This window comes from Anoxybacillus eryuanensis, from assembly GCF_051200995.1.
In the GTDB taxonomy this organism is placed as follows: Bacteria; Bacillota; Bacilli; order Bacillales; family Anoxybacillaceae; genus Anoxybacillus; species Anoxybacillus tengchongensis.
This window is the reverse complement of sequence record NZ_JBPODS010000003.1, coordinates 215,024-233,308: the sequence shown is the minus strand read 5'-3', so window position 1 is coordinate 233,308 and position 18,285 is coordinate 215,024. Positions and strand designations below refer to the sequence as shown.

General features: G+C 42.3%; 20 protein-coding genes. 18 read left to right on the top strand and 2 right to left on the bottom strand.

The window, feature by feature from the left end; genetic code table 11:
• Positions 1–36 precede the first annotated feature (36 nt).
• The 14 genes from nadB to yajC all read left to right on the top strand — a co-directional run bounded on the left by nadB (position 37) and on the right by yajC (position 11,924).
• Positions 37–1,569, top strand: a complete 1,533-nt coding sequence (nadB, locus tag HNQ84_RS05775; protein WP_435621472.1) for an L-aspartate oxidase — start codon at positions 37–39, stop codon at positions 1,567–1,569.
• A complete protein-coding gene (gene nadC / locus HNQ84_RS05770) occupies positions 1,566–2,396 on the top strand; it encodes a carboxylating nicotinate-nucleotide diphosphorylase (RefSeq protein WP_435621471.1) in 831 nt (276 codons plus the stop codon). The genes nadB and nadC overlap by 4 nt, the downstream gene beginning before the upstream one ends.
• A 12-nt stretch (positions 2,397–2,408) precedes the next feature.
• Complete coding sequence (gene nadA / locus HNQ84_RS05765; RefSeq protein WP_435621470.1) at positions 2,409–3,512, top strand: quinolinate synthase NadA; 1,104 nt, start codon at positions 2,409–2,411, stop codon at positions 3,510–3,512.
• Positions 3,513–3,648: 136 nt separating this feature from the next.
• Positions 3,649–4,581: a LysM peptidoglycan-binding domain-containing protein gene (locus HNQ84_RS05760; protein WP_435621469.1), complete on the top strand. Its 933-nt coding sequence runs from the start codon at positions 3,649–3,651 to the stop codon at positions 4,579–4,581.
• A gap of 75 nt (positions 4,582–4,656) precedes the next feature.
• Positions 4,657–5,397: an NAD(+) synthase gene (nadE, locus tag HNQ84_RS05755; protein ID WP_435621468.1), complete on the top strand. Its 741-nt coding sequence runs from the start codon at positions 4,657–4,659 to the stop codon at positions 5,395–5,397.
• 77 nt (positions 5,398–5,474) lie between these two features.
• Positions 5,475–6,170, top strand: a complete 696-nt coding sequence (locus HNQ84_RS05750; RefSeq protein WP_435621467.1) for a YhcN/YlaJ family sporulation lipoprotein — start codon at positions 5,475–5,477, stop codon at positions 6,168–6,170.
• 84 nt (positions 6,171–6,254) lie between these two features.
• The gene (locus tag HNQ84_RS05745; RefSeq protein WP_435621466.1) at positions 6,255–6,992 is read left to right on the top strand and encodes a YebC/PmpR family DNA-binding transcriptional regulator; all 738 of its coding nucleotides are present in this window, start codon (positions 6,255–6,257) and stop codon (positions 6,990–6,992) included.
• A gap of 64 nt (positions 6,993–7,056) precedes the next feature.
• Positions 7,057–7,512 carry a BofC C-terminal domain-containing protein gene (locus HNQ84_RS05740; protein ID WP_435621465.1) on the top strand — a complete coding sequence of 152 codons (456 nt, stop codon included), beginning with the start codon at positions 7,057–7,059 and terminating at the stop codon, positions 7,510–7,512.
• A gap of 110 nt (positions 7,513–7,622) precedes the next feature.
• Positions 7,623–8,216: a Holliday junction branch migration protein RuvA gene (ruvA, locus tag HNQ84_RS05735; RefSeq protein ID WP_435621464.1), complete on the top strand. Its 594-nt coding sequence runs from the start codon at positions 7,623–7,625 to the stop codon at positions 8,214–8,216.
• Between the two features lie 12 nt (positions 8,217–8,228).
• Positions 8,229–9,227: a Holliday junction branch migration DNA helicase RuvB gene (gene ruvB, locus HNQ84_RS05730; protein ID WP_435621463.1), complete on the top strand. Its 999-nt coding sequence runs from the start codon at positions 8,229–8,231 to the stop codon at positions 9,225–9,227.
• Positions 9,224–9,430 (top strand): DUF2905 domain-containing protein, encoded by a 207-nt coding sequence (locus HNQ84_RS05725; protein ID WP_032100191.1) that lies wholly within the window; start codon positions 9,224–9,226, stop codon positions 9,428–9,430. The genes ruvB and HNQ84_RS05725 overlap by 4 nt, the downstream gene beginning before the upstream one ends.
• A gap of 24 nt (positions 9,431–9,454) precedes the next feature.
• The gene (gene queA, locus HNQ84_RS05720; RefSeq protein ID WP_435621462.1) at positions 9,455–10,486 is read left to right on the top strand and encodes a tRNA preQ1(34) S-adenosylmethionine ribosyltransferase-isomerase QueA; all 1,032 of its coding nucleotides are present in this window, start codon (positions 9,455–9,457) and stop codon (positions 10,484–10,486) included.
• 20 nt (positions 10,487–10,506) lie between these two features.
• Entirely contained in the window at positions 10,507–11,646 is a 1,140-nt protein-coding gene (tgt, locus tag HNQ84_RS05715; RefSeq protein WP_435621461.1) for a tRNA guanosine(34) transglycosylase Tgt, read from the top strand.
• A 14-nt stretch (positions 11,647–11,660) separates the two neighbouring features.
• Positions 11,661–11,924, top strand: coding sequence for a preprotein translocase subunit YajC (gene yajC, locus HNQ84_RS05710; protein ID WP_032100188.1), 264 nt, complete (start codon positions 11,661–11,663; stop codon positions 11,922–11,924).
• 25 nt (positions 11,925–11,949) lie between these two features.
• On the opposite strand, the gene HNQ84_RS05705 is transcribed toward yajC, so the two are convergent.
• Positions 11,950–12,324 carry a TIGR04086 family membrane protein gene (locus HNQ84_RS05705; RefSeq protein ID WP_435621460.1) on the bottom strand — a complete coding sequence of 125 codons (375 nt, stop codon included), beginning with the start codon at positions 12,322–12,324 and terminating at the stop codon, positions 11,950–11,952.
• Positions 12,325–12,408: 84 nt separating this feature from the next.
• On the opposite strand from HNQ84_RS05705, the gene HNQ84_RS05700 reads away from it, so the two are divergent.
• On the top strand, positions 12,409–13,062 hold the full coding sequence (locus HNQ84_RS05700; RefSeq protein ID WP_435621535.1) for a DUF421 domain-containing protein: 654 nt from the start codon (positions 12,409–12,411) through the stop codon (positions 13,060–13,062).
• Here the strand turns inward: HNQ84_RS05700 and spoVB are convergent, their stop codons facing one another.
• A complete protein-coding gene (gene spoVB / locus HNQ84_RS05695; RefSeq protein WP_435621459.1) occupies positions 13,063–14,586 on the bottom strand; it encodes a stage V sporulation protein B in 1,524 nt (507 codons plus the stop codon).
• Between the two features lie 91 nt (positions 14,587–14,677).
• Between spoVB and HNQ84_RS05690 the strand changes: the two genes are divergently transcribed.
• The 3 genes from HNQ84_RS05690 (at position 14,678) to HNQ84_RS05680 (ending at position 18,270) form a co-directional block, all read left to right on the top strand.
• Positions 14,678–14,950 carry a post-transcriptional regulator gene (locus HNQ84_RS05690; protein ID WP_435621458.1) on the top strand — a complete coding sequence of 91 codons (273 nt, stop codon included), beginning with the start codon at positions 14,678–14,680 and terminating at the stop codon, positions 14,948–14,950.
• 95 nt (positions 14,951–15,045) lie between these two features.
• Positions 15,046–17,292 carry a protein translocase subunit SecDF gene (secDF, locus tag HNQ84_RS05685; RefSeq protein WP_435621457.1) on the top strand — a complete coding sequence of 749 codons (2,247 nt, stop codon included), beginning with the start codon at positions 15,046–15,048 and terminating at the stop codon, positions 17,290–17,292.
• Positions 17,293–17,376: 84 nt separating this feature from the next.
• A complete protein-coding gene (locus HNQ84_RS05680; RefSeq protein ID WP_435621456.1) occupies positions 17,377–18,270 on the top strand; it encodes a cation diffusion facilitator family transporter in 894 nt (297 codons plus the stop codon).
• Positions 18,271–18,285: the final 15 nt, after the last annotated feature.

The following is an 18,285-nucleotide window of genomic DNA, read 5'->3' as shown; positions in this document are numbered from 1 at the left end:
ATAGGTGTCAAGACAGTATGAAATGGAGGAACATCCATGCGTGAAGCGGATGTGATTATTGTTGGTAGCGGCCTTGCGGCGTTAATGGTTGCCTACCATTTATGTGAGTATAAAAATGTGATTATTTTCACGAAGTCAAATAAAGAAACAAGTAATTCTTGGCTTGCTCAAGGGGGAGTGGCTGCTGCCATTCATCCGAATGATCATTGGTTGTCTCACTATGAAGATACAATCATCGCAGGATGTGAACACAATAATGATGAGGCGGTACGTATTTTAGTTCAAGAAGGACGTGAGGCAATTCAACATTTTATGAACATCGGTTTTTCATTTGATGTGGATGAACGCGGACAGCTCCTTTTTGGGCAAGAAGGTGCGCATCGCATGAAGCGTATTTTACATGCTGGAGGCGATGCGACTGGAAAAAATATGGTATCATTTTTATTTAAGAAGCTTTCCGGACGCGTGACGTTTATCGAAAACGATCCTGTCATTGATTTACTCGTTTCCGATGGACATTGTGTGGGTGTACAAACGAAACATAGAACGTATACCGCCAATGCAACGGTTATTGCAACAGGTGGAATTGGACAGTTGTACACGTTTACATCGAACGTTGAAACGGCAACAGGTGATGGAATTGCCATGGCGTATCGCGCAGGTGCAGCTGTTACGGATATGGAGTTTGTGCAGTTTCATCCGACGATGCTCTACGTGAATGGAAAGGCGGTTGGTCTCATTTCCGAAGCGGTGCGTGGTGAAGGAGCCATTTTAGTGACCGATGACGGTCGTCAAGTGATGGATGGGGTGCATCCACAAAAAGATTTAGCTCCACGTGATGTCGTATCCCGAGCGATTGACAATGAAATCAAAAACGGTCATTGCGTATTTTTAAATATTTCTATGATTCCACACTTCCCAACCCGTTTTCCGACGATCACATCCCTTTGTGAGCGCTATCACGTCGATTGGCGTAGCGGACTCATCCCTGTTGTTCCGGGAGCCCATTTTTTAATGGGAGGGATCGTTGTAAATATGGATGGGGAAACGACGCTACCGGGATTGTATGCAGTTGGAGAGGCGGCATGTACAGGTGTACACGGTGCAAACCGTTTAGCGAGCAATTCGTTGCTTGAAGCGCTTGTCTTTAGTAGAAGATTGGCTTTTCACTTATTGCAAAAAACAGGGCAACATCGGACGTTAAAGAAAAGTGAAAGAAAAGAAAATCACTTACGTATCGTGTTACCAACGAAAGACGAAATTCAGCATGTAATGACGCAATATGTCGGCATTGTTCGCGATTATGACCAATTGTTTCAAGCAAAACGATGGTTTGAACAATATTCCATTCATGAACTTGTAAACGTGGCACCTGAGCATGACGACGAGAAGCGGACGATCATATATATGTTAATCGTTGGATGGCTTATCACGACTTCCGCTTTGCAAAGAAAAGAAAGTCGCGGTGCTCACTATCGAAGCGATGAACCGTTTGAAAAAATGTATTGGGAAAAACGACGTATCATACGCACGAAAGCAGAGCATTTCACGAAGGAGGGGTTCCGTTGAATGAGTTAAAGTTAAAAGAACTACTCAAACAGTTTTTTTTAGAAGATATTGGAGAACGTGATGTGACGAGCGAAACGATTTTTTCACCGATGGATGAAGGAAGGGCGATATTTGTTGCCAAAGAAGATGGAATGATCGCAGGTGTATCGATTATTGAAATCGGGTATAAGTTATTACACTCGTCGATCGCATGTCAATTGTATAAACGAGATGGAGAACGTGTGAAAAAAGGGGAACCGATTGCTGTTGTTTCCGGTCCAATGATTCCGCTTTTATCAGGTGAGCGCGTCATTTTAAACTTACTTCAGCGCATGAGTGGTATTGCCACATTGACAAACCAAGCCGTCCGAGCACTTAACAGCAATCATACACGCATTTGTGATACGAGAAAAACAACACCAGGGCTTCGCATGTTAGAAAAGTATGCGGTGACATGCGGTGGTGGATATAATCATCGCTTCGGTTTATATGATGGAGTGATGATTAAAGATAATCATATTGCGTTTTGCGGATCGATTAAAAAAGCAGTAGAACGTGTTCGTTCTCAACTTGGTCATATGGTAAAAATTGAAGTAGAAACGGAAACGAAACAGCAAGTCATCGAAGCGGTTGAAGCTGGAGCGGATATCATTATGTTTGATAACCGTACACCAGAAGAAATTCGTGAATTTGTCCAACTCGTTCCATCGTCGATCATCACAGAAGCTTCAGGCGGAATTACGCTTGAAAATATTGCACAATACCGGGATACAGGGGTTGACTACATTTCATTAGGCATGTTAACGCACTCAGCAAAAGCGCTAGACATTAGTTTAAACGTGCAGTAGGAGGAATAAAGAATGAACGTATTACAATTGATGCAACAACAAGATGCGATGCCAGAGACGTATAAACAGTTGTCGGTTGAAGAAATGGAAGAACGAGTGGCTCGTGTCAAACAAAAGCTCGGCGCTCGTTTATTTATCCCAGGTCACCATTATCAAAAGGACGAAGTCATTCAATTTGCAGATGCGACAGGCGATTCATTACAATTGGCGCAAGTGGCAGCGAAAAATAAAGAAGCTGAATATATTGTATTTTGTGGCGTGCATTTCATGGCGGAAACTGCTGATATTTTAACGAGTGACGAACAAATCGTCATTTTACCAGATATGCGCGCAGGCTGTTCGATGGCTGATATGGCAGAAATTGAACAAGTTGAACGAGCGTGGCCAATATTGCAACAATTGTTCGGAGATACGATTTTACCGTTAACGTACGTCAACTCTACAGCTGCAATTAAAGCGTTTGTCGGTTTGCATGGCGGGGCAACAGTGACATCATCAAATGCGAAAAAAATGGTCGCATGGGCGTTTACACAAAAAGAGCGTATTTTCTTTTTGCCCGATCAACATTTAGGAAGAAATACAGCATACGATCTTGGCGTTCCGTTAGAACAAATGGCTGTATGGGACCCGGCTACAAATACATTACAATACGAGGGAGATGTTCAACAGATTAAAGTAATCTTATGGAAGGGTCATTGTTCTGTTCATGAAAACTTTACAGTGAAACATATTGAACATATTCGAAAAACAAAGCCAGATATGAAAATTATTGTTCATCCAGAATGTAGCTGGGAAGTGGTGCAACAAGCGGATGATGCGGGGTCGACGAAATACATTATCGAAACGATTGCTAACTCACCAGCAGGAAGCAAATGGGCGATCGGAACAGAAATGAATTTAGTGAATCGCATCATTCAGCAACATCCAGATAAAGAAATCGTGTCGTTAAACCCGTATATGTGTCCATGTTTAACGATGAACCGCATTGATTTACCGCATTTACTTTGGGCGCTCGAATCGCTTCATGAAGGAAAAGTTGTAAACCGTATTACCGTGCCAAACGATGTAGCGGAAGGAGCGATGTTAGCACTTGAGCGCATGTTAGCCCGTGCATAAGATCGGCATTTTTTTTGCCGGTCTTTTTTATTTTTATCATAAAAAAAGCTTTCCGTTCATAAGTTATGTTGAAGCCTAGTAGCGACAAGCTGAACATGACATACACGTCACGTCTGAACATAGGAGGGGGAAACACGTGAAAATTCATATCGTTCAAAAAGGGGATACACTTTGGAAAATTGCAGAAAAATATGGGGTTGATTTTGAAGAGCTAAAAAAAATGAACGCTCATTTAAGCGATCCGAATTACATTATGCCAGGTATGAAAATTAAAGTACCAACACCAGCCACACCAGTAAAACCTGTCAAAAAGGAAACACCGAAAGTTTCAGTTGATGTGGATATTCATGTAAACAAAAAAGAGCAACCATTACAACAACCGCAAAACGTTGAACCGATAGCAAAAGAAATTCCAATTGCAAAGACACCGGAGAAAAAAGAAGAACCGAAACAAGAGATGCCGCTTTTGCCACCAAAGCCGCCAAATATTATGCCAAATATGATGGAACATGACGAAGATATGCAAATACCACCATTTCCAGATATTCCACCGATTCCACCAACACAAGCGCCAATGATGGAGGAGCAACCACAACAACCGATGCAGCCGCAGCCTGTTCCGATGCCGTTGCCAGTGCCGATGCCTTGCATTCCTATTTCACCAATCATGCCAGGATATGGTTTTTATCCATGGATTCCACCGATGTATCCAATGATGCCGTGGACATATCCACAAAACATGGCAAACAACGATGATTGTGGATGTGGTGAACCGACACCGACACCTTATCTGCCACAAATGCCAACAGGTGAATATTCTCAACAGTCGCAACCGATGATGCCGCAGATGCCAACAGGTGCAGGGGAGTATTCACAACAATCGCAACAAGCATCATATCCACAACAAATGTATGGTGAAAATGTGCCGATGATGCCACAGCAAATGTATATGCCACAGCCAGCTATGCCATATGGTCCATACGGATGGCAACAAGGGTGGCAGGGGCAACCGCATGGAATGAATCCATATTTTTCTGTTCCTTATCGTGAGGAAGAAGAGGGGCAATAAGTCGCCTCTTTTTCTTTTTGTTGTTTGTGTGATAAAATGAACATGATGATGTGAAAAAGAAAGGGATGTACATACATGGAACAAAAAATTGAAAAATTAATTGCATGGCTTCGTGAACGTGTACAAGAAGCAGGGATGAACGGAGCCATTGTCGGCATTAGTGGTGGCATTGATTCGGCAGTTGTTGCTCATTTAATTAAGCGAGCGTTTCCTAATCACTCGTTAGGGCTTATTATGCCATGTAAAAGCAATCCAAAAGATCAAGAAGATGCATTAAAAGTTGTGGAAAGTTGCGGCATTGACTATCATGTCATCGACTTAACCGAAACGCATCGTGTGTTATTTGGTGAAATCGAGAAGCAGTTAAAAGAAAAAGGACAATGGAACGAGCAAGCCGCTCGCCTTGGTGATGCGAATACACGCGCACGGTTGCGCATGACGACGTTGTATGCGGTGGCTAACAATTACGGCTATCTTGTTGTCGGAACGGACAATGCGGCAGAATGGCATACAGGATATTTCACAAAATACGGTGACGGTGGCGTTGATTTAGTCCCACTCGTCCATTTTACAAAAGGCGAAGTGCGTGAAATGGCTCGTATTCTTGGTGTACCTGAAGAAATTATTACAAAAGCGCCTAGCGCAGGTCTTTGGGAAGGACAGACAGATGAAAACGAAATGGGTACAACATATGATATGATTGATAAATACTTAAAAGGCGAGCCTATTCCTGAACGCGACCGCGCGATTATCGAACGGCTTCATGAACGTTCGCATCATAAGCGGCAATTAGCGATCGCCCCGCCAAAATTTTAACAGCGATAAAACCTCTTTTTTGCGACAAGCTAATGATGTAGACGGTGGTCTACAAAAGCAAAAAGGGGGTTTTTCCTTTGCGGAAGCGAATTTTCGTTCTTAGTGCAGTCATCGCACTTAGCGGGTTAGTTGCTTGTAATAACCAAGCGTTTGATACACGTTATACCGATCGCGCACGTCCGATTGGATATTACTCAAACGAAAACGATATGACTGGATTTCAATACGGCCGTTACGGTACAGAGCGCCTAAACGGAAACGTTCGTCAAGTGCGTGACAACGACGGACCGATTACAGAAATGCTCGATCGCGGCATGGATCGAACGATGCGAACACCGCAAGTGGATCGCAATTTCAGTCGTGCTGATCGCAACTATCACGGGCATTTAAATGCGATGGATGAACGTACGCGCCCATCGTATTACCGTAACTATAACGGAGCGTTAGCTGAAAAAATTGCGAAACGTGCCGCAAGCGTTGCTAAAGTGAAAGACGCCCGTGCCGTCGTTTCAGGGGAACGTGTCGTTGTTGCAGTATCAACGACAGAAAAGAATACAACGCAAATTGAACGTCTCGTCCGTCAAGCGATCGCTCCATATACGGCGGGCAAAAATGTCCGCGTGGTTGCAAATGAAAGCATGTACAACCGTATTCGTACGCTCGATAACGATATTCGCGACGGTGGTCCAATGGATCAACTAGAGCGTGATATTCGCGACATATTTAACGATATGGGCGACGTGATCGAACGTCCATTCATGAATCGTGGATAAAAGAACAGGGGCTCCCCCTGTTCTTTTTTATACATTTTTGATATAGTTTTTATGGACATTTTTCACATATGAGAGGGGATCCGAATGGCAGGACATTCTAAGTGGAAAAATATTCAACGTCGCAAAAACGCACAAGATGCGAAACGTGGAAAACTGTTTATGAAGTTGGCGAAGGAAATTTATGTGGCGGCAAAAATGGGCGGTGGCGATCCGACAACAAACGCTACGTTGCGCCTTGCGATTGAAAAAGCAAAATCAGCGAACATGCCGAATGAAAATATTGAACGTGCAATTAAAAAAGCAACAGGAAATCAAGAGCATACACATTATGAAGAAATTCGTTATGAAGGGTATGGACCAGGCGGCGTAGCGGTCATGGTTATTTGCTTAACTGATAATAAAAATCGGACGGCTTCCAACGTTCGTGTAGCATTTTCAAAAAATGGTGGAAACTTAGGGGAGACGGGATGCGTTTCGTATTTATTTGATCGAAAGGGATTAATAGTCATCGCACGTGAAGGTTTAGATATAGATGAAGATGAGATGTTGTTACAAGCGATTGAAGCTGGCGCAGATGAAATGGAGACGACGGAAGACTCATTTGAAATTTATACATCCCCAGAACAGTTCGAGCAAGTAAAAAATACGTTAGCCGCGCAAGGATTTACGTTTGCGACAGCTGAAATAACAATGATTCCGCAAACGTATACAACGTTAACGGGTGACGATTTAACGAAAATGTTAAAACTGATTGATATGCTTGAAGATGATGACGATGTACAAGAAATTTACCATAATTTAGATGAATCCATGTTAGAATAACGGTCTTGCGGTAGCAAGACCGTTTAATTTTGGAGAAAATGGTCAACATATGAATGAGGTGAGGATGATGTATATGATACTTCCACTATTGTTTAGCTTATCTATTGCACAACATACGACCTTTGTGCATATGACAATCATTTTAGAAACAGTATATATGGATGGGGAAGTGAGTGAGGAAATAAAGGAAGAAACGGTGACATCGATGAAAGACATTTGGAACAAATATAAAGATTGGCATCTGATCAATATGGATGATGAGCAAATTGTTTTTCAACGATATGTTGACGATTTATCCCCATTAACGAAAGCAGGATATTTCGGTCTTACTAAAGATGGTACACTTTCTATTTTTGAAGGAAAGCCAGGTGAATCATCTCGCGTCATTCAATCGTTTTTTCAAATCGATGTAAAAAAACTTGAAAGTCACGAACGGGAGAAATTAGAAAAAGGCATTTCTGTTCGTTCGAAAAGAAATTACAAACGTGTCATTGAAGCGTACGAGCCGTTTGGAAAATAAGCCCGCACATCAGCGGGCTTTCTTATATGTTTGATTGTGCCTTACCCTACGCTTTCCGCTTTTCTCGTCTTATGTTAAAATGAAAGGCGTGAGAAAAGGAGGACGAGATGTTGATTGAATTTATTCGTGGATACGTTGATTACGTTTGCCCGGAATATATCGTCGTTGAAAATAATGGCATAGGCTATCAAATATTTACCCCAAATCCGTTTTCATTTCAAATCAACAAACAGGAACAAATCATCATTTATACATATCAGTACGTACGTGAAGATGTGCTTGCACTTTACGGATTTCACACTCGCCAAGAGCGAATGTTATTTGCTAAACTATTGCAAGTATCAGGCATTGGACCAAAAGGGGCGCTCGCCATTTTAGCGGCTGGTCAGCTTGAACAGCTTGTTGAAGCGATCGAAGCAGAAGATGACAAGTTCTTATGTAAGTTTCCAGGTGTCGGAAAGAAAACAGCGCGACAAATGATTTTAGATTTAAAAGGAAAACTGCAAGCCATTGTGCCTGATGCTTTCCCAAATTTATTTACAGAACCGTTTGAAGCGATAGACTCGCTTTCTGAAGCGCTTGAAGCGTTAAAGGCGCTCGGTTATTCGGACAAAGAAATTCAAAAAGTCGTGCCGATTTTAAAACAAGAGCGGTTATCGACAGAAGGATATATTAAGCTCGCTTTACAAAAACTACTGAAGTAAGGGGGATGCATGATGGAAGAGCGTCTCATTTCAAGCGTAGCCGACTATGATGATGCATCGCTTGAATACAGTCTTCGCCCCAAACAGTTGCGGGAATATATTGGACAGCAAAAAGTAAAAGAAAATTTAACCGTATTTATTGAAGCGGCGAAAATGCGTGGAGAGACGCTTGATCATGTGTTGTTGTATGGACCGCCGGGGCTTGGAAAAACGACGCTTGCCGCTATTATTGCAAATGAAATGGGTGTACAATTGCGTACAACAGCCGGACCAGCGATTGAGCGCCCTGGGGATCTAGCTGCCATTTTAACAACGCTTGAGCCTGGTGATGTACTATTTATTGATGAAATACATCGTTTGCCGCGGGCGGTGGAAGAAGTATTGTATCCAGCGATGGAGGATTTTTGTTTAGATATTGTCATCGGCAAAGGACCAGCTGCTCGTTCCGTACGTCTCGATTTGCCGCCATTTACACTCGTAGGGGCAACGACAAGATCTGGTGCACTCTCAGCTCCGCTTCGTGATCGTTTTGGTGTGTTAAGTCGTTTAGAATATTACACTTCCGAGGAGCTCGCCCATATTGTAAAACGAACAGCGCACATTTTTGCGGTAGAAATCGAGGAAGAGGCGGCGTTTGAAATTGCACGTCGCTCGCGAGGTACACCGCGTATCGCAAACCGATTGCTGCGACGTGTACGTGATTTTGCTCAAGTGCGCGGTGATGGAACAATTACGTTTCTCTTAGCAAAGGAAGCACTCGAGCAATTACAAGTCGACCGTTTAGGATTAGACCATCTTGACCATAAACTACTAAAAAGCATGATGGAAAAATTCCGAGGTGGCCCAGTCGGATTAGAAACGATTGCAGCAACCATTGGGGAAGAAGCGCAAACGATTGAAGACGTATATGAACCGTATTTGTTGCAAATCGGCTTTTTACAACGAACACCGCGTGGACGAATCGTTACACCGCTTGCATACAACCATTTCGGTTTGGAGGTGCCGCAATGACGAACTTACCAAAAACAATTATGCTCATTGGTGTTGTTCTTATCATTGTCGGTTTTTTGATGCAATTTATTAAACTTGGGCGTTTGCCAGGAGACATCGTCATTAAAAAAGAAAATGCAACATTTTATTTCCCGATCATGACATCAATCATTTTAAGTGTCGTTTTATCGCTTATTTTTTACATTATCGGTCGTTTTCGCTAATGGAATAAAGAAAGGAACGTGGATATGAAAATCGATTTATTTGATTTTTATTTGCCGGAAGAACTCATTGCCCAAACCCCGCTTCCAAATCGAGAAGCGTCACGTCTCATGGTGCTCGATAAAAGAACAGGCGAAGTGACGCATGAGCCAACATTTCGTTCCATTTTATCTTATTTGAAAGAAGGCGATTGCCTTGTTTTGAACGATACGCGCGTATTGCCAGCTCGCCTGTACGGAGAAAAAGAAGGAACAGGGGCACATATTGAAGTGCTCTTATTAAAACAGCTCGATGGCGATCAATGGGAGACGCTTGTCAAGCCAGCGAAGCGAGTGAAAATCGGAACGACGCTTTCATTTGGTGATGGTCGTTTACGTGCAACATGTGTAGCCGAGCTAGAACATGGGGGACGCATTCTTTCGTTTTCATATGATGGCATTTTTCTTGAAGTACTTGAGTCGCTTGGCGAAATGCCGCTTCCTCCGTACATTAAAGCACAACTTCATGACCGAGAACGATATCAAACGGTTTATGCACGTGAAGCAGGCTCAGCCGCGGCTCCGACAGCAGGGTTACATTTTACAGAACAACTTCTTGAAGATGTACGGAAAAAAGGGGTGCATCTTGCCTTTATTACGTTGCACGTCGGATTAGGGACGTTTCGTCCGGTCAACGTAGAAAACATTGAAGAACATGATATGCATGCAGAGTTTTATCAAATGTCAGAAGGCACTGCTCAATTGCTGAACGATGTAAAAGCAAAAGGCGGACGCATTATCGCTGTCGGGACGACTTCAACACGTACATTGGAGACGATCGCATCCCGTCACGATGGCACATTTGTTGCTGAAAGCGGTTGGACGGATATTTTTATTTATCCGAGCTATACGTTTCGTGCCATTGATGGAATGATTACAAATTTCCATTTGCCTAAGTCAACGCTCATTATGCTTGTTAGTGCGTTAGCTGGTCGGGAGAATGTGTTGCACGCTTACGAAGAAGCAGTAAAAGAGCGTTACCGATTTTTTAGCTTCGGCGATGCCATGCTTATTATATAAGTTGAGAAAGGAGACTATACGTGACACCAATTCGTTACGAACTCATTAAAACATGTAAACAAACGGGCGCGCGTCTTGGCATTCTTCATACGCCGCATGGATCTTTTGAAACACCGATGTTTATGCCTGTTGGGACACTTGCGACTGTAAAGACGCTTTCGCCTGAAGAATTAAAAGAAATGGGAGCGGGCGTCATTTTAAGCAATACGTATCATTTATGGCTCCGACCAGGGCATGACATCGTCAAAGAAGCCGGTGGTCTCCACTCATTTATGAACTGGGATCGTGGCATTTTAACGGACTCTGGTGGGTTTCAAGTGTTTAGTTTAAGCGAATTTCGCCGCATTGAAGAAGAAGGCGTATATTTCCGAAATCATTTAAACGGTGATAAATTATTTTTATCGCCAGAAAAAGCAATGGAAATTCAAAATGCGCTTGGTTCTGATATTATGATGGCGTTTGATGAATGTCCACCATATCCTGCGACGTATGAGTATATAAAGCAATCTGTCGAACGGACAAGCCGCTGGGCAGAGCGGTGCTTAAAAGCACATCAACGTCCGAATGAGCAAGGACTATTCGGCATCGTACAAGGCGGAGAGTTTGAAGATTTGCGTAAACAAAGTGCGCAAGATTTAGTGTCTCTCGATTTCCCAGGATATGCGGTCGGCGGCTTGTCTGTTGGCGAACCGAAAGAAGTGATGAATCGCGTATTAGAATTTACAACGCCATTACTGCCAGCAAATAAACCACGTTATTTAATGGGGGTAGGCTCTCCTGATTCACTTATTGACGGAGCGATTCGCGGCATTGATATGTTTGACTGTGTGTTACCGACGCGCATTGGTCGCAACGGAACGGTCATGACAAGTGAAGGTCGGGTCGTCATTAAAAATGCCAAATATGCGCGTGATTTTTCACCGCTTGATCCGAACTGTGATTGTTATACGTGCCGTAATTATACGCGTGCATATATTCGCCATTTAATTAAATGCGATGAAACATTTGGTATCCGCCTTACATCTTACCATAATGTGTACTTTTTGATAAAATTAATGGAGCAAGTGCGACAAGCGATTCGGGAAGATCGCCTTGGCGATTTCCGTGAACAGTTTTTTGAACAATACGGTTTTAATAAGCCGAATGCGAAAAACTTTTAGAAAGGGGTGAAAATATGGAAACTGTAGCGAGCTTACTACCAATCATTTTAATGTTTGCGATTTTTTACTTTTTGCTGATCCGCCCGCAACAAAAACGCCAAAAGGCTGTTCAACAAATGCAGGCGAACTTGCAAAAAGGAGACAAAGTCATTACGATTGGCGGATTGCACGGCATCATCGATTCACTTGATGAAAATACGGTCGTCATTCGCGCGGGTGACGGCTCACGTCTTACATACGACCGTGCAGCCATTCGTGAAGTCGTGAATGAAAAATAAGACAGGTTTGTTGCCTGTCTTATTTTTATGTGCTTCGTGAACGAGATGTCGCTACGTTAACACCAATCATCCCGCCGATGATAGCTGTGACGAGAAACCCTGCGTGGTATCCCCACTGTTCGATTGAAAACGTTCGGTCCATGCCGAGAAATTGAAATAAAAAAATGATTGTTGTAAAGATGATGCCCGTTGCTCCACCAAGCATCCAACCGCGCGTTTTTCCTTTCCCACCTGCAATAAACCCACCAAAAAACAACGATAAAAATGCGAGAACGTGCATGACCCATTGCAACGATGTTTCATCATAATTTGTCAACTTCAACAAAAGAGCGAATATAAAGCTACATAAGATAGAGCTTATAAAAATCGTTATGACCCCATGAAAAATAGCACGAATCATTCGTCCCCCTCCTTCCTGCATTTAGTACAAACATATTCGGTCGTCCATTTGTTTAGAATAAAAACGTAGAACAAATAAGGGGGAATCGTCGTGGAGTACGTAACGATTATTTTACGGACGTTATTGTTGTATGGCGTTATTTTATTTATTTTTCGTATCATGGGAAAGAGAGAAATTGGTGAGTTGAGCATTTTAGATTTAGTTGTTTTTATCATGATTGGGGAAATGGCGGTCATTGCGATTGAACAGCCAAAAGACTCGATTTTTCACACGATCGTGCCGATGATTGTATTAACGATCGCCCAGATTGCTTTTGCATATTTTTCTTTAAAAAGCGAAATGTTTCGTCGTCTCGTTGATGGGTCACCGACGATCATTATTAACAACGGAAAAATTGATGAAAAAGCGATGCGAAAACAACGATACAACTTTGACGATTTGCTTATTCAATTGCGTGAAAAAAATATTAAAAACATTGCGGATGTCGAATTTGCCATTTTAGAGCCGTCTGGCAAACTGTCCGTATTTGAAAAAGAAAAAGGAAAAAAGAAAACACCGTCTTTAGCGTTGCCGCTTATTAAAGACGGTATCATTCAAGAAGAACATTTAGCGCTCATCAATCGAACGAGCGCATGGTTAATGAAGCAACTAAAAAAGCGCGGATATGAGCGAATGGACGACATTTCGTATTGTACATATGAAAATGGAACGTTTTATATTGACGAAAAAGATGAGTGACTATCGGAACAATTGGCGAAACTCATCTTTTTCAACTAGGCGAAACGCTTGAGCGAGAGTGAGATATATGAACGTCATGATCGTGATGGCGACAATGGTTTTGACAAGCAATGAAAATGGTAAAAACGGAACGATCCAATGCCCAACCGTCGCCACAGAAATAATGACGATGAAATGTGCGACGTATAGTTTTACGTGCAAAGAAGGAGAAATGGCTTTCATGATCGTTGCTGCATGTAACAATGTAACAATCATGATACCAACCGTGATAGCTAGCGCAGCCCCCATAATGCCAAGCGATGGTTGGGAGGCGAGCCAAAAAATAAGCGCTGTTTTGACGATAGCACCGATCAAGCTATTTGTCATTGCTTCTTTTGCTAAATCGAGCGCTTGCAATACAGCTTGCAACGGACCTTGTAAGTAATAAAAGATGAAAAACGGGGCCATCACTTTGACAAAAATCGCCGCTTCATTTGCCCCATACATGAGTTGCATCATTTCTTCTGCCAATACGTACAACACAACAATAGACAGTCCCCCGGCTAAAAGTGATAACCGTACAGCTTGATGTAAGCGATATTCGATTAAACGATATTGTTTTTGGGCAGCCGCTTCACTAATAGCCGGAACGAGTGAAGTGGCGAGCGCATATGTAATAAATGATGGAAGCATCAAAAGGGGCAGCGCATACCCAGTAAGCTCGCCGTATTGTTTTGTCGCATGGATGGCAGTAATGCCGGCAAGAGCCAAACTTTGTGCAACAACAATCGGTTCAAAAAACCAGGCGATGGATCCAATCATTCGGCTTCCAAGCGTGGGCACAGCAATGCGCATGAGTGAAACGAACGTATCCTTTCCTTCTTTTACGTAAGCGAAAAAGCGATAACGAATGCGAATCGGTTTTTTTCGTTTAAACGTAATGAATAAATAACCGAGTGATACAAATTCCCCAACGACTGCAGAAACCATCGCCCCTGCTGCTGCATATTCAACCCCGTATGGCAAAAAAGCGGTTGTAAAAGCAGCGATAAGCGTGATGCGCACTGCCTGTTCAAGTAATTGAGAATACGCATATGGTTTCATCTGTTGTCTTCCTTGAAAATATCCACGCAAAACGGAAGACACAGCGACAATTGGGACGACCGGTGCAACGGCAACGAGCGGGTAATAAACGCGCGCATCTGTAAACAATGTGTTAGAAAGAATGGGAGCGATGGCGAGTAGGGCTGGAAAAAAGATCGTACTTAAAACAATCGTAATAGATAGGGATACAACTAATATTTTTTTTATTTTTCGTCTGTCGCCCACTGCTTCCGCTTCAGCGACAAGCTTTGAAATAGCGACAGGGAGGCCGAACTGTGTAATCGTAATCGCTAATACAAGTGTCGGAACTGCCATCATATATAAACCGACGCCTTCTTCACCAATGAGACGAGCAACGACGATGCGATTAATAAAACCGAGTATGCGTGTTAACAATCCTGCAACAATTAAAATGATCGTTCCTTTCAAAAATTTGGACATGTTCCTCCCTACCTTCTCAAATGAGGTCATCTTTTATACAATGAAATATATGCACATGTTGGCCAAGCATGACAAAATGGAGGAGATGAATGTGGATCGAGAACAATTAATGCCAGCGCTACAAAGTAAAGTAGATGAGTTAAAGTTGCTCGGTTATGAACAAGCAACGATTGAAGATGTATGGAATTGTTTAATGGTGAAAAAATGGAAAAAAAACAAAGAAGAGAAGCGGTTGTATGAGTTTGTAAACGACGTTTTATCGTTGCGTGCAAGCGATTATATGGCGTATGTTGTCCAAAAGGAGCAAAAGCACGACCGTTGGTTTACGGAAGAGGGGCTTTCAGAATTAGAACAATTGTTTTAATTGTTTGTTTGTAAATTGACAGAAAGTGTACTGTCATTCATAATTTGTTTTGTTGGTAAAAATTCTGGCAAGTGCCAGAATAGAGGAGGATTTTTATGGTAAAACGTAGTCGCATCATTGCTTTTTTCCTTCTTGTCGTTTTACTAGGCGGCATGATGGGAACAACAGCAGAGAAAATCGTAAAAAACATTAAGCTCGGCTTAGACTTGCAAGGTGGCTTTGAAATTTTATACGAAGTGAAGCCGACAAAAGAAGGAGAAAAAATTACGAAAGACGTGTTGCTTAGTACGGTAAGCGCGTTAAATAAACGCATTAACGTGCTTGGGGTGAGCGAACCACGCATTGACGTAGAAGGGAACGATCGTATTCGCGTTCAATTAGCAGGGGTGAAGGATCAAAATAAAGCTCGTGAAATTTTATCTACAGAGGCGAAGTTAACGTTTCGCGATGTACATGATAACGTATTGATGGATGGGAGCGACCTCGTTGAAGGAGGCGCAAAACAAACGTTTGACGATAAAGGAAAACCAAGCGTTGCAATTAAATTAAAAGATGCCAATAAGTTTAAAGAAGTCACGCAAAAAGTACTAAGTATGGCACCAAACAACGTGCTTGTTATTTGGCTTGATTTCAACGAAGGTGTTGACTCGTACGCAAAAGAAGTAGGAAAAGAGCATCCGAAGTTTATTTCGGCAGCACAAGTCAACGAAGTGTTCAATCAGACAGATGTTTCGATCGTTGGAAATTTCACTGTTGAAGAAGCAAAACAATTAGCTGATTTATTAAACGCAGGCGCGCTCCCTGTTGAGTTAAAAGAAATTTATTCCACATCGGTCGGTGCGCAGTTTGGTGAACAAGCGTTACAAAAAACGATTTTTGCTGGCGTCATCGGCATTGCGCTCGTCTTTTTGTTTATGCTTATTTTTTATCGTTTGCCGGGAATTGTCGCTGTCGTTACATTAAGCGTATATATTTATCTCATCTTGCTTGTCTTTGATTGGATGAACGGCGTATTGACGCTACCGGGAATTGCAGCACTCATTCTCGGGGTTGGCATGGCAGTCGATGCTAACATTATTACATACGAGCGTATTAAAGATGAGTTAAAGCTTGGCAAATCGCTCATGTCAGCATATCGCATCGGAAATCGCGGTTCTTTCGGTACCATTTTAGATGCAAACATTACAACGATTATTGCGGGTGTTGTTTTGTTTGCATACGGGACGAGCTCTGTTAAAGGGTTTGCGACAATGCTCATTATTAGTATTTTAGCGAGCTTTATTACAGCAGTATATGGAACGCGTGTATTGCTCGGTTTGCTTGTGAAAAGTCGCGTGTTTGATAAAAAACTACATTATTTTGGCGTTAATCCAAAAGATGTGTTAGATATTGCGAAAGTGACAGATGATACGGATGTGCCGACAAAGTTTGCACGTCTCGATTTTGTGAAACGAAGTAAGCTATTTTTTATCGTTTCAGGAGCAATGTTCGCCATCGGGCTTGTATTATTGCTAACTGCAAAATTAAATCTAGGGATTGATTTCTCTAGCGGTACGCGCGTTGATTTAATGAGCGAAAAACCACTGACAACAGAAGAAGTGAAGCAAGAGTTAAAACAATTGCAACTCGAACCGAAAGATGTCGTCTTGTCTGGCAATAACAATGAAATGGCCATTGTACGTTTTCTTGGGGTACTTGACCAAAAAGAAATTTCACAATTAAAATCACATTTTAAAGAAAAATACGGAATAGAGCCGAACGTAAGCACCGTATCGCCGACAGTCGGAAAAGAATTAGCGCGTAATGCGTTTATTTCCGTACTCATTGCGTCTATCGGCATCATCATTTATGTAACAGTTCGCTTTGAAATGTATATGGCAATTGCAGCTATTGTTGCGCTATTGCATGATGCATTTTTCATCATCGCTTTCTTCAGTTTAACTCGTTTAGAAGTCGATTTAACGTTTATTGCGGCTGTGTTAACGATCGTTGGTTATTCAATTAACGATACGATCGTGACGTTTGATCGCATTCGTTATTTAATGAAAAAGCGGAAAGTAAAAACGGTCGACGATTTAAAAGACATCGTCAACAAAGCATTACAACAAACATTTGGACGCTCTGTAAATACGGTTTTAACCGTTGTGTTTACCGTTGTCGCACTTTTATTGTTCGGTAGTGAAGCGATTCGCAATTTTTCATTCGCATTGCTTGCTGGTTTAATTTCCGGCACATATTCTTCACTATTTATTGCCGCGCAATTATGGCTCATTTGGAAAGCAAAGCAATTGAAAAAAGGAAAACAAAAACGCGATCAATTAGAAGCAGAACCAGAGTTATAAACGTCGTGGCGCATGCCGCGACGTTTTTTCATAGCGTGAATAGGATACACTAAAAAAAAACAAAAGGGAAAGGAAGCGAATGGGGTGAATGAACAAGCGCGCTTTCGACAAGCTCAATTTGCCGCGATGGTTGGCGTTGTTGGCAACGTCGTTTTAGCAGTAATCAAAGGATGGATTGGGGTGATTGCAAACAGTAAGGCGTTGATTGCTGATGCGGTACATTCTGCTTCTGACGTAGCAGGATCGCTTGCTGTATGGATCGGGTTGCGTGTCGCAAAACAGCCACCCGACGATGACCACCCTTATGGACATGGGAAGGCGGAATCGATCGCTGCGATTATTGTGGCAGTTTTACTTTTTCTCGTCGGGGTAGAAATTGGTACTTCTTCTTTTTCTTCTTTTTTTCAACCCATTGAACCGCCGAAAATGCTCGCTGTCTATGCTGTCGTTTTGTCCATTGTTGTGAAAGAGGCTATGTTTCGCTACAAGTATGCTTTAGGAAAGAAAATTAAAAGCGATGCCATTATTGTGAATGCGTATGAGCATCGTTCGGATGTTTTTTCTTCCATTGCAGCATGCATTGGCATTATTGCTGCGATGTTAGGTGAAACCTTACAAGCACCATGGCTCGTTTATGCTGATCCCGTTGCAGGGCTATTCGTTTCGTTGCTCGTTTTAAAAATGGCGTGGAAACTAGGAGCAGAGTCGATTCATCATGCACTTGATCATGTGTGGCACGAAGAAGAAACGGTGCATTTGCGCGAAGCTGTTCTTTCGTTTCCAGAAGTTAAACGTATCGATTCCCTTTTTGCACGCCAACACGGTCATTACGTCGTTGTTGATTTAAAAATTGCTGTCGCACCACATTTAACCGTTTCAGAGGCACATGAAATTGGGAAGAGGGTAAAAGAAAAGCTTTTATCGCTTCCACAAGTGCATAATGTGATGGTGCATATGAATCCATATGATGAACAATAAATTGCCCCTCAGCGT